Consider the following 13,608-nt stretch of genomic DNA (forward strand, 5'->3'; position numbering starts at 1 on the left):
CCGGTGGGGGTGTGCAGATGATGGCCTGGATCCCGGTCGTCCTCCTGGCCGTGCCGCTGCTGGGCGCCCTCCTGCTCCTCCTCGCCCCAGACGCCCTGCGTCCCGTGCTCAGAACGTACGGACTGATCCTCTCGGCCGTCACGCTGGTCGCGAGCCTCGTGCTCGTGGCGGCCTTCGACCACGCCCGCCCGGCCGCGATGCAGTTCGAGCTGGACCTGCCGTGGATCCCCGACCTGGGCCTGCGCTTCCACCTCGGCGTCGACGGCATCTCGCTGCCGCTGGTCACGCTGACGGCGCTGCTGACGTTCCTGTGCTTCGTCTACCTCAGCCGGGGACGCGGAGCCGTGGGGGCACGACCGAGGGCGCTCGTGTTCACGCTACTGGTGCTCGAAGTGGGCATGATCGGCACATTCCTGGCCCTCGACCTGCTGCTGTTCTTCGTCTTCTTCGAGATCGTCCTCATCCCGATGTACTTCCTGATCGGCATCTGGGGTGGCGAGCGGCGCAGGGCGGCGTCGGTCAAGTTCATCCTGTACACGCTGCTGGGCTCGGTCGTCATGCTGCTCGGCCTGCTGCTGGTGTGGGCGCAGACGGGCACGCTCGACATCGTGGCGCTCACCGAGTCCCACGGGGCCGGGATGTCGAGGTCCGTGCAGATCCTGGCGTTCGTGGCGATCGGCGTGGGTCTGGCGGTGAAGACGCCGATGTGGCCGCTGCACACGTGGCTGCCCGACGCCCACACCGAGGCTCCCACCGTCGGCTCGGTGCTGCTCGCGGGCGTGCTGCTGAAGATGGGCACGTACGGTTTCGCCCGCATCGCCATCCCCGTCCTGCCCGAGGGGGCGGCGGCGGTGGCGCCGTGGCTGGGGGCGTTCGCGGTGGTCGGCATCGTGTACGGCGCCCTGGCCTGCCTGGCCCAGCGTGACCTGAAGCGCATGATCGCGTACTCGTCGGTCGGCCACATGGGCTTCGTCCTGCTCGGCTTCGCGACGCTCACCCCGGTCGGCATCAACGGCGCACTCTTCGCGAACGTCGCCCACGGCCTCATCACCGGCCTGCTGTTCTTCCTGGCCGGCGCCATCAAAGAACGCCACCACACCGCCGACATGCCCACCCTGGGCGGCGGCCTGCTGGCACGGCTGCCCAGGCTGGGCTCGCTGCTGACGTTCGCGGCGATCGCCTCCCTGGGGCTGCCGGGGCTGGCCGGGTTCTGGGGCGAGATGCTGGCGCTGCTCGGGGCGTTCCAGCCGGGTGCCGGGCTGCCGCTCGGGTTGTTCCGTACGTACATGGTGATCGGTGGGCTGGGCGCGGTCCTGACGGCGGCGTACTTCCTGGTCATGCTGTCGCGCGTCACCCACGGACGGCCGCGCACGCCCGCCGGGGCGGAACGGCCGGCGGTCGACGACCGCCTGATGCCCAGCACCGTCCCGGACGAACGCCCGGTCACACCTACCACCCCGGACGAGCGCCCGGTCACGCCGACCACCCCGGACGAGCGCCCGGTCACGCCGACCACCCCGGACGAACGCTCGTTCGCACCGGCCGGCGGGGAACCCGATGTGGCGGCCACCACCGCTGTGCCCGCCTCCGCGACCGCGCTGGCGGAACGCGCGGCCCCGGCGCCCGACGTCGAGCCGAACGAGTGGCTGGCCTGGACCCCGCTGGTGGTGCTGACCCTGCTGTTCGGCCTCTGGCCCGGCCTGCTGCTCTCCCTGACCACACCCCCCGTGCAAGCCCTGCTGGGAGCCCTCTCATGATCCAGCAGATCGACTACTTCGTGATCGCACCCCCGCTGGTGCTGGCCCTGACGGCGGCGCTGGTGCTGCTTCTCGACGCGTTCCTGCCGTCCCGCCCGCTCCTGAGCGGCCTGCTGACGCTGGCGGGGGTCGTGATCGCGGCCGGGTTCGTGGTCGCGCAGGCGCTCGGCACGGGCTCGCGGTCGACGTTCTGCGTCCCGCGAAACCTGGGCGGGACGGCGATGACGTGCTCGTTCGTGGCCGACGGTTTCACGCTGGTGTTCGCCGGGCTGGTGCTGGTGGCCGCGGCGGTGGTCGTCCTGATGTCGATGACCGAGCTGGCCCGCGGTGGCATCCCCGTCGGCGAGTGGTACTTCCTCCTCCTCTGCACCCTCGTCGGCGCGGTCAGCCTGCCCGCGTCCCGCGACCTGATCATGCTCGTCGTGGCGCTCGAGCTGGTCTCGCTCCCCGTCTTCGCCCTCACCGCGCTCAAACGCTACGACGGCCGCTCATCGGAGGCGGCGGTGAAGCTGTTCGTGGTGTCGGTGGTCTCGACCGCGATCATGCTGTTCGGCGTGTCGCTCCTGTACGGCATCGCGGGCACGGTCTATCTGTCCCGCTTGTCGGGAGTGTTCGGCGGCCAGGTGGCGGCTCCAGGGGCTCCTGAGGCCATGTCCGAGGGCCTGCCCGCGGTCGTGACGGTCGGCGTGGTGCTCGTGGTCGCCGGGTTCGCGTTCAAGATCGCCGCGGTGCCGTTCCATGCGTGGGCGGCCGACGTCTACCAGGGCGCGCCCATCCCGGTCGCCGCGCTGCTCTCGGTCATCTCGAAGGCGTCCGGATTCGCCGGGTTGATCCTCGTCCTGGTCGCCGCGCTCGGCGGGCAGGCCGGCACCTGGGCGCCGATCGTCGGCATCGTGGCCGCGCTCACCATGACCGTGGGCAACCTGCTCGCGATGCGCCAGCGCTCCGCCGTACGCCTGCTGGCCTGGTCATCCGTCGCGCAGTCCGGCTACATCCTGGCGCCGCTCGCGGTGACGGGCGAGTCCGCGGTGCGGTCGTCCATCGCGTACCTCGTCATCTACGCCGCCATGAACCTCGGCGCGTTCACCGTCGTCATGCTCGTCTCCCGCACCGAGCTCGACGACTACCGCGGCCTGGTGTTCCGGCGCCCGGCGGCCGGGCTGGCGCTCGCGTTCTGCCTGATCTGCCTGGCCGGCCTGCCACCCGGCCTGGCCGGGCTGTTCGCGAAGGTGTTCGTCTTCCGCGAGATCGTCGCGGGCGGCGCCGGCTGGCTGGCGCTCGTCATGGCCGTCAACACCGTGATCGGCCTCTACTACTACGCCGTCTGGACCGCCCGCCTGTTCGCCCCCGGCGACCGCGCGCCGCTCAGGGCGCCCGCCACCGCCTGGTACGCCATGGGCGTGGCCGTGGTGGCGGCCGTGCTGTTCTCGTTCGCGCCGCAGCTCGTGCTCGACGTGTCGTCCCTGTCCTGACCCCCGCGCGTCGCGCTCCGCCCCCACGTGAGCACATTGGGGAACGAAGAGCCGGGTCATCATCGTTGGACGTGGTGAACCCGGACCACGAAGGGGGGGACCTTGCACCACAACGGTCTGCGCACCGCCATATTGCTCGGCGGGCTGTCGGCGCTGATTCTCGCGGTGGGCGGGTGGTTGGGCGGCGGTACCGGTGTGCAGGTCGCGCTCATGCTCGCGCTGGCGAGCAACGGCGTCGCGTACTTCTTCTCCGACCGCATCGCCCTGTCGGCGATGCGCGCCAGGCCGGTCAGCGAGGTCGAGCAGCCCACCCTCTACCGAATCGTCCGCGAGCTGTCCACGGAGGCCCGCCAGCCGATGCCGCGCCTGTACATCTCGCCGACGGTGCAGCCGAACGCGTTCGCGACCGGCAGAAGCCCGCGCAAGGCGGCCGTGTGCGTCACGTACGGGCTGACGCAGCTGCTCGACGAGTCCGAGCTGCGCGGTGTGATCGGGCACGAGCTGTCCCACGTGTACAACCGCGACATCCTGATCTCCTCGGTGGCGGGCGCGCTCGCCACGATGATCACCTGGCTCAGCTACGTGACCGTGTTCTTCGGCGGCTCCGACGACGACGAGGGGCCGGGCTTCCTCGGCGCGCTGCTGATGATGGTGCTGGGCCCGGTGGCGGCCATGATGGTGCAGATGGCGATCTCCCGTACGCGGGAGTACCAGGCGGACGAATCGGGCGCCCGGCTGACCGGTGACCCACTCGCCCTCGCCTCGGCCCTCCGCAAGATCGAGATGGGCGCCCGCCGGCTTCCGCTTCCCGAGAACAGCCGCCTGACCTCGGCCTCGCACATGATGATCGCGAACCCGTTCAGCGGCTCCGGCTTCGGCCGCCTGTTCTCCACCCACCCGCCCACCTCGGAGCGGGTCGCCCGCCTGGAGCGCATGGCGGGCTACCGCCGCTGAGGCCTACTCGACCGCGGTGATCTTCCGCAGGATCACCGCGAGGTCCTCGGGAAAGACGGTCTCGTCGGTGGCCTCGAGCTCCTCGGCGCTCCACCAGCGGTGCCCGAGCGTCGTGTCCTTCTCGATCTGCTCCATGTGCTCGAACGACACCGCCGCCTGCCCGCCGAGCCGGATCGCGAAGAACGCCTGATCCTGAGTGAAGGCGTAGTCGCCCCACTCGAACTCGACCAGCGCCTCGGCATGCGGCCCCGTGAACTCCTCGGCCCGCGCCCGGACGCCGACCTCCTCGTACAGCTCGCGCGCCGCCGCCTCCTGCAGCGTCTCGCCGTCCTCCCTGGCCCCGCCGATCGTGAACCAGAACCGCCGCTCCGGCTGAGCCGGATCGAGACCGTGCAGCAGGAGAACGCGGTCATGCTCATCGATGGGCAGCACGCGCGCCGTGAAGCGACGCAGGGGGATTTTCGTCACGTCTATGGAGCATACGGTCGCGGCCGTACGACGGGACGCACCGGACCGAAACGGCGCGGCCGTGTCATGCGGCGGGACGCTCCGGACCGAGACGAGGGGTTGTGGTGGTGCGGCGGGACGCGCCGGCCTTGACGGGGCAGTCGTGGTGCGGTGGGACGCACTGGACCTGGACTGAGACGGAGCGGCCCGAGGCACAAGGCGCGTCGCTGGACGGCGCGGTCCGCCGCCGTTGTGCCCCGGAACACGAGCCGGCTCAGCATTCAGCGGTAGTTCACGAACTGCAGGGCGATGTCCAGGTCCTTACCCTTGAGCAGGGCGATGACGTCCTGAAGGTCGTCCTTCTTCTTGGAGCTGACCCGAAGCTCCTCGCCCTGAATCTGCGCCTTGACCCCCTTCGGGCCCTCGTCACGGATCAGCTTGGAGATCTTCTTGGCGTGCTCCTGATCGATGCCCTCCTTAAGGCTCACCATCAGGCGGTACTCCTTGCCGGACAGCTTCGGCTCATCAGCGTCCAGGACCTTCAGCGACAGCCCGCGCTTGATCACCTTCTCCTTGAAGACGTCGAACGCCGCGTTCGCCCGCTCTTCACTGTTGGCCTTGACCTCGATGTTGTTCTGCCCGGACCAGCTGATGCTCGCCCCCGTACCCTTGAAGTCGAAGCGGTGCCCGAGCTCCTTGACCGTCTGATTGAGGGCGTTGTCCACCTCCTGGCGGTCGATCTTGCTAACGATGTCGAAAGATGAATCGGCCAAAGCACCCATCCTCTCAGCTGCGGTGAACCGGCCCGGCTTCGAACGCACGGACCCAGCGCACGAGCCTAGCCAGCATCGGCCCGCCGTGCAGGACCCCGCCCCCTTGCTCACCCCCTACCCCGACCCTCCCGTACGCCCGATCAATCCCTTTTGACCCCATCCGCCGCTCCTCGCACCGGGGAGGTGGGCCTAGCGGAGATCGAAAGAGATCCGGCTCGGGACAAACCGGTGTCACGTACACCTCCGAAGTCCGCTATCCTTCTTTCTGTCGCCGCGAGAGCGGATGGCACGGCAGGTTGCCCGAGTGGCCAAAGGGAGCGGTCTGTAAAACCGTCGGCTCAGCCTACGCAAGTTCGAACCTTGCACCTGCCACCAGCAGTAAGTGCAGCTCAGAGGCCCTTCGGGGCCTCTTCTGCATTTCGGGGGTATGCAGCCAGAGGCAGCCCTGAGTGGCCCGATGCCAGTGGGTCGACAAATGCGGCATGCGCCTCACCGTCGTCTTCGGCGCCATCACCGCCACCGTCGGCATGGCCCTGATCTTCCTGTCCCTGGCGGCCGGCACCGGCGTGCCCGCAGACCGCCAGGGCATCGCCTCCGGCTCCATCAACGTCTCCCGCGTCACCGGCGGCGCACTCGGCCTGTCCGTCATCGCCGTCATCGCCGCATCGCCGCCGCGCAGACCGACCGGCACCTCGACGCAGGCATAGACCCTCTCATCGCCCACGCCGGCGCACACCGGCTCGGGTTCCTCATGTCCGCCGCACTGCTCCTGGTGTCCATCTCACCGCACTGATGCTGCCGCCCAAACCCCAGGTGATCAGGGCTTCTCGTCGCTCGTCAGGGAGGCGGTCAGGCGGTGCCAGGTGGCGCGTTCCGACGGGGTCAGGCGGTGGTCCGGTATGTCGGGATCCGTACGCCGGTCCCAGAGCGGGGTCAGGGCGGGTGCGTGGAAGCCGGTGCCGAGCATGACCAGGCCGGCGTACAGATGGCTCCCGGTCTTGTGCGCCCACCTCAACACTCGTGGCGGCAGGGCTGAGCGGATGAACGACATCAGGCTCTCCAGCGCGAGGGGACCGTCACGTTAGCGAGCCGCGCTCGAGGGACGCTGGTGCCGTCGCCGGAGCATTCAGGTGACGAGGTCGGCGAGGCGGGGGATCTCGTCGAGGGCGTCTGTGGCGGGGACGAAGATGATCTCGTCGAGGCCGAGGGCGGTGTAGTCCGTGACGGCCTGTTTGATCATTTCCGGGGTGGTGCAGAGCACCGCGTTGGCGGCGATGTGTTCGGGGGCCAGGCGGTAGAAGTCCTGGAGGTTCGCCTGTCCCGTCTCGGGGTCGGCCAGCGCGAAGTAGGCGAGCACGACGAGTTTCGGGGCGCCCTGGCGGCCCGCCTCCCGCCAGGCCCGTCTGGCCGCCTCGAAGCTGGGCGCCGTCATGGCGGGCGGCAGCGACCCGCCGATGTAGCCCTCGCCCCAGCGCACCATGCGCTCCAGCGCGCGAGCGGAGTATCCGCCGAACAGCATGGGGACGTGCCGGGTTCCCGTCGGCACGGCAGGATTCGGTCCGCCGTCGACCGGTGCGCCGCCCCAGATCTCCCGGTACGTCGCCAGGTCGGCCTCCAGCCGCGCCCCGCGACCGTGCAGGCCGAGCCCGGGCACGGTGAACTCGTCCTCGCGCGACCCGACGCCGACCCCGAGGGTGAGACGGCCCCCGGAGACGCCGTCGATGCCCGCGACCTCCTTGGCCAGCAGGGCGCCAGGCCACGTCGGGGCCAGCAGGACCGCGCTGAGCAGCCCGATCGTGGTGGTGGCCCCTGCCGCGGCGGCGAGCGCGACGGTGTCGCTCACACCCGGGTACGCGTACCGCCCGGTCGTGGCGAGCGTGGAGAACCCGGCCTCCTCCGCCAGGGCCGCCCAGCGTGGAAGGGTCGCGGCGGTGACGTCGCGCACCTGATTCGGAAGTCCGATGCCGATCTTCACAAAGCTCCTCTCTGATGTCATGGCTTGTCAAGAAGGCGGCCGTTCTCGACCAGCGCTTTGAGCCGCGGCAGGGTCTTCTCGATGGCCTCGGCGTCCCGTCGGCCCCAGGCGGATCCCGCGACGCGCTCTCCCTGCGGCGAGTGGGTGAAGTCGCAGGTCTCGGTGACCAAGGTGCCGCCCTCGGCCTCCTCCAGCTCGTAGCGCCAGCGGTGCCGGCCCGGGTGCGCCCAGGCGATGCGGCGGTTCTCCTCGTACTCGACCACGGTGTTCGTCACCTCGTACGGCACGTCGAACAGCACCATCGAGACGCTGAACTCCGCGCCCAGGGTGAGGCGGGCGGGACCGGTGATCGTGCCCGCGACCGTGCCGGACCCGTCGAAGTGGTGGTGCCGGCGGGGGTCGGCGATCACGTCGAACACGGGGGCGGCGGGAGCGGCGATCAGGATGCTCCGCGAGATCTTCATCTCCGGTACGAGCGTGTCGCCCTTGGCGACGATCCGCGCCTCGACCGCGCCGAGCTGCTCGACCTCGACCCGGACGGTGTCGCCGGGCCTCAGGTAGTCGCGCCGCCCGGCCAGCTCCAGGATGCAGCCGGTGCCGACGGGACCGCTGGCGATGATGTCGCCGGCCCGCAGCGTGGTGTCCCGCGACGCGTGCGACAGCAGCTCGCCGAACGACCAGTGGATCTCGTCCCAGCCGCCGCCTCCGTACAGCTCGCCGTTGACGTAGCCGTTCATCGTGAGCTTGTAGCCCTTGCCCGACCGGTGGGGCTCCAGTTCGTCGGGCGTGACCAGGTACGGGCCGAGGCTGGTGGCGGCGTCCTTGCTCTTGGAGGGGCCGAAGACGAAGCCCATCTCCCGGGCGGAGAGGTCGCGGGCGCTCCAGTCGCAGTAGACGACGTACCCGGCGATGTGGCTCTCGGCGGTGGCCGGGTCCAGGTCGGAGCAGTCGTCGGCGATGACGGCGGCGACCTCGACCTCGTAGTCCCACGCCGTGGTCCCGGCCGGGACGGGGACGTCGTCGCGCGGGCCCCGGATCGCGGCCGGGTTCGAGAAGTGGAAGATCGGCTCGTCGTACCAGACCTGGCTGATCGTGCCGCCGGTGGCGCCGGCGACGTGCCGTTCGAAGGCGGCGAAGTCGCGGACCGAGGGCGGCACCGGGATCGGCGCGAGGATGTCCGCCCAGGCCAGGTCGACGATCTCGGCCGGGTTCGACGTCACCAGGGCGGCGGCCGCCTCCAGGCCCTCACCGGAGCGCAGCACCTCCAGCAAGGTCATTCCCGGGGTGTGGCCGAGGATCTTGCCTCCCCGCACCAGCCCGCAGCGCTCCGACCCGTCGGACGAGCGGTACGTGACCCACCTCATGCGGACTCCCCGATCGTCCGCGCGAACGCGCGTACCTCGTCGACGAACAGGCCGGGCTGCTCGAACGCCGCGAAGTGGCCGCCGGCGGGGATGTCGTCGTTGAAGTAGCGCAGGTCGTGGTAGGCGCGTTCGGCCCAGATCCGCGGGGTGCGGGTCAGCTCGTTCGGGAAGACGCTCACGCCCACCGGCAGGTCCAGCTCGGTCAGCCCGAGCGGCTCCTGGGCGTACTCCCAGTAGAGGCGGGCGGATGAGGTGGCCGTTCCGGTCAGCCAGTACAGGGAGATGTGGTCGAGCATCTCGTCCAGGGTGAAGGCGCCGGGGGCGGCCCAGTCGAGGAACTTCTCGTAGATCCAGGCGGCCTGCCCGGCCGGGGAGTCGGTCAGGGCGTAGCCGATGGTCTGCGGCCGGGTGCGCTGCAGCAGGTGGTAGCCGGAGTGGACGTGGGCGAACGCCTCACCCTGGGCCAGGGCCGTGGCCTCTTCCCCGGTCGGCTCGTCGCCGGCTGGCGGCAGGGCGAGGAACTCGGGGAAGTTGAGGTGGACGGCGCGCAGGCCGTCAGGGCGCTGCTTCCCCATGCGGGTGGCCACCACGCCGCCCCAGTCGCCGCCCTGCGCCAGGTAGGAGTCGTAGCCGAGGCGCCGCATCAGCACCGCGTACGCGGCGGCGATCCGGTCCGGGGTCCAGCCGCCTGTGCTGGGGATGTCCGAGAACCCGTAGCCGGGCATGGACGGGACGACGACGTGGAAGGCGTCCCGTGCGTCCCCGCCGTGCGCGACCGGATCGGTCAGCGGGCCGATCACCTTCAGGAACTCCAGGAACGATCCGGGCCAGCCGTGCAGCAGCAACAAGGGTGTCGCGTTCTGGTGCGGTGAGCGGACGTGCATGAAGTGGATGCCCAGGCCGTCGATCGTGGTGCGGAACTGGCCGAGGTCGTTGAGGTGCCGCTCGATCGTGCGCCAGTCGTATGCGGTGGCCCAGTGGTGCAGGAGCTCCCGGAGCCAGCCGAGCTGCACGCCCTGGGCGGCGTCCGGCACGGTCTCCTGGTCGGGCAGGCGTACCCGGGCCAGCCGCTCTCTCAGGTCGGCCAGCGCGCTGTCGGGGATGTCGATATGGAACGGCTGGACGCCGTCGTGGCGAGCCGTGTCTGCTTGCATGGTCTTTCGGTTTCTCCGTGAACGATGGTCATCGCCCGGCCGGAGGGGCCGGGCTCGGCAGATCAACCATGCGTCCGCGGTCGCCGGCGCGTCCAATGAAACTTGCGGAACAGGTAATACGATTCCTGTATCACCGCAGGTGGGCTAGCCTGCTTGTGTGTTCCCCGCCCCCATCGACCTCGACCTGAGACTGGTGCGGTGCTTCGTCGTCGTCGCCGAGCATCGCCACTTCGGCCGCGCGGCCGAGGCCCTGCACACCACCCAGCCGTCGCTGAGCCGTCAGATCCGGCGGCTCGAGCAGCAGCTCGGCGTGCGGTTGCTCGACCGTACGACGCGTGGCACCCACCTGTCCGGGGCGGGCGAGGTCTTCCTGCCCCTGGCGACCGGGCTGCTGCGCGCGGCCGGCCAGGCCATGGCGCAGACCCGGGCCGCCGCCCGGCCGCGCGAGATCACCATCGGCTACACCCGCGGCCTGCTCATCACCCCCGCCGTACGCGCGCTGCGCAAGGCTGAGCCGGAAGCTGAGGTGAAGACCCGCCTGCTGGCCTGGAACGACTCGCGATCGGCGCTCCTCGACCATCGCGTCGACGCGGTCGTCACCCGGCTGCCGTTCGCCACCGACCAGCTGCAGGTCACGGTCCTCTACGACGAGCCCCGCGTCCTGGTCGTCCCGCTCGACCACCCTCTCGTCGGCCGCGAATCGGTCACCCTCGACGACATCGCCGGCGAGCCGATCCCCCACGTCCGTCAGTCCGACCCGCTGCTCAACGCCTACTGGCGCGTGGACCCGCGCCCCGACGGGAGCCCGGCCCCGGACGGCCCGCTCGTCGACGACCTCGAGGACAAGCATGAGCTCATCGCCGCGGGCGCCGCCGTGGCCATCGGCCCGCCCCTCGACTACGCCACCGGCCTGCACCCCGGGCTGACCACCATCCCGCTGCGCGACGTCGAGCCGAGCCAGGTCGTCCTCGCCACCCGCGCCGGCGACCGCAATCGCCTGGTCACCGCCTTCCGCAAGCACGCCGAGGCCCGGCTGCGCACGCACCAGAGCCACCCCGCACGGACGTCGGGGGTCGGGTCTGTACGGTCTTCGGGGTAACTCCTAGTAAAGGAGGGAAACCTGATGGTTATCTTGGGCCAGGCGTCGACGAGCCGCGTTCCGGAACAACGTCGAGCAGCTTCGCGCCGAAGGCGTACGCGTCCTGCTCGGCCCCGGCCAGTTCGAGCGTTCCCCGAGGCAGACCCTGTGATCATGAGCATGCGCGGGATGATCTGGCTGGGCCAATACCTACTGGATTCAGCGTCGAGACCGGTCGCGGATCGCGGCCTCGATGCGAAGGCCGACGCCTACCAGGGCGATCCCGATGAAGATGATCACCCATAAGGGCGAACTGCTCGATTTGGTGTTCGCCTCGATGATGGCGAGCAGCACACCTAGGACGATGGCGCCGAGGCCGGCCAGTCCGATGGTTTCGGAGGTTTCGTAGCGGCGCCAGCCGGTGTGGGATCCGTCTTTTGGTTCGATCACGGGCGTGAGCATCCCACACGGATATCAAGATCCGGTCCCGGTCAGGACCCCGATCATGGCCACCGATGCCGCCAGATGCAGCACTCCCGTCGCAGGTTGGAGGCTATCTCTTGGTGGGAACGGCCAGGGTTGCCGCGCCGCCGCACAGATGCAGCCCTACGATCGCCACGGCACGGTTGGACGTCGTATGTGCTCGGGGGCGATTGACGATCCAGGGTTCGTTCCTCACCCTGGCTCACCGAGCAGCGGGGCTGATCCCTGAGCAAAACTTCGCCGAGGCGTCTCACGTGGAAATCGTCGCCGAAGTAGCGCTCCATCCCGAGGTGTGGTTGACATGAGCGCATCGCGAGCGATAGATGCGTCGCTGGTGTCGTCGAAAATCTCCGTGCCTGCCTTATGCGTTCTGGCGGCCCTGATGCCGTGGGCACCCGCGGTCATTGTGCCCAAGCCCGCGAACGTCGTCGTCGGTGCGGTCGTGGCCGCACTGCTGGTGGTACCCGTCGTGGTGCTGCGCCGCAGGCGGTGGGTGCTGCGGCTGGGCGCTGCGCTCCTGGCTCTGCTCGCCGTGGCCGCCGCTCTGCCGCCGTTCACGGGGTTCGGTGGGCCGAGCGAGGAGGAGATCCAGCAATACCTCGCGACCCAGGTCGCTGTCGGCGGACCCATCGACTTCACGTCCGGTACCTATGGCGGCGCATTGCGGTTCCTGCCCTGGGACGCCAACGACCTGCTGGTCCTCGCCGCGGCCTGCTTCGCCGCGGCCGTTCTGCTGACGGTGCTCGACCGCGTCGTCCATCAGAAGGGACGGCGTGAGCTTCGTCCGCTGCGCTGGCGGTGGCCGTTGGTCTTGTGGGGCGTCGCCCTGGTGCTGGTGAGCATTCCTCAAGCGATGGTGTGGAGCTCCCTCGCCGATGGGTCCACCGAGTACTCGATCATGATTATGGACGGCAGCTGCTTCGGCAGTATGGAGGAGATCCTGCTAGGGCCCGCGGCGGCCGTTCTGATCCTGATCCCGCAGCCGATCGTGCTGGGGGTGGGCTTCGGGCTCTGGGCGCTGCTGGCACTCACCGGGCACCGCCGGCTGGGCCGAGTGGTGGGCTGGCTGACGTTGGTGCCCCTGGTTGTCCGTGACCTGATGATGAACTGGATGCCCGTACTTGGGTGCGCACAGTCTTCGGACGAGGCGACCGATCCCGTCACGATCGCATGGGTCCTGGTCACACTCCTCCCCATCGTCCTGGTTCTGCTGGCGGTACGGGTGCGCCGAGCAGCGGCTCCGAAGGAGGAACAACCCGATGAGGGCGCGCACGCTCGTGGGCCCATCTCTAGGGGTCAGGCCGGAAAATCGGTGTCCCAGGGGTAGGTGAACCGTTCGGGTGCTACACCCACCCCGCACCGGGGTAGCTCGGCGGTTCTCCATCCTGTCCTGGGCAGCCCACCAACCGGCCCAGGCTTCCGTGCCACCCCCTTCCGACGCTTGAACCCGCTCAGCGCGGGACGCGGCCGAGGTAGCGGAGCAGCTCGTCGGCCACCGGGGTGGCGGACGGGGCGCCGCCGGCCTCGACCACGGCGGCGTAGGCGCCCCACTGGCGCAGCGGCTCGACGATCTGTCGCGCGGCGGCGAGCAGGCGGCCCGCGAGCTCCTCGTCGAGCGGGGACGGCCCGCCGGTGGCGATCGCGATGTCCCAGGCGTGTACGGCGGCGTCGAGCGCGCACATCACGGCCGCGACCGGGGTGGGCAGGTCGCCGTGCGGCAGCGGCGTCGGCACCGTCTCGGTGTCGTCGGACACCGTCGCCCACGCCGCGGCGGTCTGCTCGATGGCCTCCTTCACCAGGGCGGTGGCGGTGCCGTCCACGGTGCCGGACGGCGAGAAGGGGTCGTAGGACGGGCCGGCGCCGATGCCGAGCATCTTCGCGTAGGCGAGCTGGTCGCCGGCAGCGTGCTGGATCACCTGAGTGACCGTCCAGGCCGAGCAGGGGGTGGCGTTGTCCTCCTGGCCCGGCCGCACCCCGGCGACGCTGTCCTCGAGTGCCCGATGGGAGGCGGCCAGCACCTGGCGCCAGACCGGCCGCAGGGAGGTGACGGTGGCGCTGTCAATGGCGTTCATGGACTCACCTTTCGGGGTTCTTTCTCGCTGGTAAGACCAGCTTAGAATGCTATTAGGCTATTTTTCTTCCTAATAATTC

General features: G+C 69.9%; 14 protein-coding genes and 1 tRNA gene. 7 read left to right on the forward strand and 8 right to left on the reverse strand.

Features of this window, described 5'->3' with window-relative positions:
- The first annotated feature begins 17 nt into the window (after positions 1 to 17).
- The 3 genes from AB0K18_RS38055 to htpX all read left to right on the forward strand — a co-directional run bounded on the left by AB0K18_RS38055 (position 18) and on the right by htpX (position 4,183).
- Positions 18 to 1,757 carry an NADH-quinone oxidoreductase subunit M gene (locus AB0K18_RS38055; RefSeq protein ID WP_364924762.1) on the forward strand — a complete coding sequence of 580 codons (1,740 nt, stop codon included), beginning with the start codon at positions 18 to 20 and terminating at the stop codon, positions 1,755 to 1,757.
- A complete protein-coding gene (locus tag AB0K18_RS38060) occupies positions 1,754 to 3,229 on the forward strand; it encodes an NADH-quinone oxidoreductase subunit N (protein WP_364924764.1) in 1,476 nt (491 codons plus the stop codon). The genes AB0K18_RS38055 and AB0K18_RS38060 overlap by 4 nt, the downstream gene beginning before the upstream one ends.
- A 102-nt stretch (positions 3,230 to 3,331) precedes the next feature.
- A complete protein-coding gene (htpX, locus tag AB0K18_RS38065; protein WP_364924767.1) occupies positions 3,332 to 4,183 on the forward strand; it encodes a zinc metalloprotease HtpX in 852 nt (283 codons plus the stop codon).
- A 3-nt stretch (positions 4,184 to 4,186) separates the two neighbouring features.
- Here the strand turns inward: htpX and AB0K18_RS38070 are convergent, their stop codons facing one another.
- Positions 4,187 to 4,651: an NUDIX domain-containing protein gene (locus tag AB0K18_RS38070; RefSeq protein ID WP_364924770.1), complete on the reverse strand. Its 465-nt coding sequence runs from the start codon at positions 4,649 to 4,651 to the stop codon at positions 4,187 to 4,189.
- Between the two features lie 260 nt (positions 4,652 to 4,911).
- Complete coding sequence (locus AB0K18_RS38075) at positions 4,912 to 5,403, reverse strand: YajQ family cyclic di-GMP-binding protein (RefSeq protein WP_364924772.1); 492 nt, start codon at positions 5,401 to 5,403, stop codon at positions 4,912 to 4,914.
- 290 nt (positions 5,404 to 5,693) lie between these two features.
- Here AB0K18_RS38075 and AB0K18_RS38080 point away from each other — a divergent pair.
- Positions 5,694 to 5,778, forward strand: a tRNA-Tyr gene (locus tag AB0K18_RS38080).
- A 107-nt stretch (positions 5,779 to 5,885) separates the two neighbouring features.
- The gene (locus AB0K18_RS38085; RefSeq protein ID WP_364924775.1) at positions 5,886 to 6,110 is read left to right on the forward strand and encodes a hypothetical protein; all 225 of its coding nucleotides are present in this window, start codon (positions 5,886 to 5,888) and stop codon (positions 6,108 to 6,110) included.
- 110 nt (positions 6,111 to 6,220) lie between these two features.
- Here AB0K18_RS38085 and AB0K18_RS38090 read toward each other — a convergent pair whose 3' ends face one another.
- The 4 genes from AB0K18_RS38090 to AB0K18_RS38105 form a co-directional block, all read right to left on the reverse strand.
- Complete coding sequence (locus tag AB0K18_RS38090; RefSeq protein ID WP_364924777.1) at positions 6,221 to 6,454, reverse strand: hypothetical protein; 234 nt, start codon at positions 6,452 to 6,454, stop codon at positions 6,221 to 6,223.
- Positions 6,455 to 6,529: 75 nt separating this feature from the next.
- Positions 6,530 to 7,378 (reverse strand): LLM class flavin-dependent oxidoreductase, encoded by an 849-nt coding sequence (locus AB0K18_RS38095; RefSeq protein WP_364924780.1) that lies wholly within the window; start codon positions 7,376 to 7,378, stop codon positions 6,530 to 6,532.
- 17 nt (positions 7,379 to 7,395) lie between these two features.
- Positions 7,396 to 8,742: a fumarylacetoacetate hydrolase family protein gene (locus AB0K18_RS38100; protein WP_364924783.1), complete on the reverse strand. Its 1,347-nt coding sequence runs from the start codon at positions 8,740 to 8,742 to the stop codon at positions 7,396 to 7,398.
- Positions 8,739 to 9,896 carry an epoxide hydrolase family protein gene (locus tag AB0K18_RS38105; protein WP_364924786.1) on the reverse strand — a complete coding sequence of 386 codons (1,158 nt, stop codon included), beginning with the start codon at positions 9,894 to 9,896 and terminating at the stop codon, positions 8,739 to 8,741. Before AB0K18_RS38105 ends, AB0K18_RS38100 begins: the two co-directional genes overlap by 4 nt.
- Before the next feature lie 157 nt (positions 9,897 to 10,053).
- Here AB0K18_RS38105 and AB0K18_RS38110 point away from each other — a divergent pair, with 157 nt between their 5' ends.
- Positions 10,054 to 10,995, forward strand: coding sequence for a LysR substrate-binding domain-containing protein (locus AB0K18_RS38110; RefSeq protein WP_364924788.1), 942 nt, complete (start codon positions 10,054 to 10,056; stop codon positions 10,993 to 10,995).
- Positions 10,996 to 11,193: 198 nt separating this feature from the next.
- Here the strand turns inward: AB0K18_RS38110 and AB0K18_RS38115 are convergent, their stop codons facing one another.
- On the reverse strand, positions 11,194 to 11,436 hold the full coding sequence (locus AB0K18_RS38115; RefSeq protein WP_364924791.1) for a hypothetical protein: 243 nt from the start codon (positions 11,434 to 11,436) through the stop codon (positions 11,194 to 11,196).
- A gap of 322 nt (positions 11,437 to 11,758) precedes the next feature.
- Here AB0K18_RS38115 and AB0K18_RS38120 point away from each other — a divergent pair, with 322 nt between their 5' ends.
- The gene (locus AB0K18_RS38120) at positions 11,759 to 12,784 is read left to right on the forward strand and encodes a hypothetical protein (RefSeq protein ID WP_364924794.1); all 1,026 of its coding nucleotides are present in this window, start codon (positions 11,759 to 11,761) and stop codon (positions 12,782 to 12,784) included.
- A 124-nt stretch (positions 12,785 to 12,908) separates the two neighbouring features.
- Here AB0K18_RS38120 and AB0K18_RS38125 read toward each other — a convergent pair whose 3' ends face one another.
- The gene (locus tag AB0K18_RS38125; protein ID WP_364924797.1) at positions 12,909 to 13,529 is read right to left on the reverse strand and encodes a TIGR03086 family metal-binding protein; all 621 of its coding nucleotides are present in this window, start codon (positions 13,527 to 13,529) and stop codon (positions 12,909 to 12,911) included.
- Between the last annotated feature and the right edge of the window lie 79 nt (positions 13,530 to 13,608).

The organism is Nonomuraea sp. NPDC049421 (genome assembly GCF_040677005.1).
GTDB classification, from domain to species: domain Bacteria; phylum Actinomycetota; class Actinomycetes; order Streptosporangiales; family Streptosporangiaceae; genus Nonomuraea; species Nonomuraea salmonea.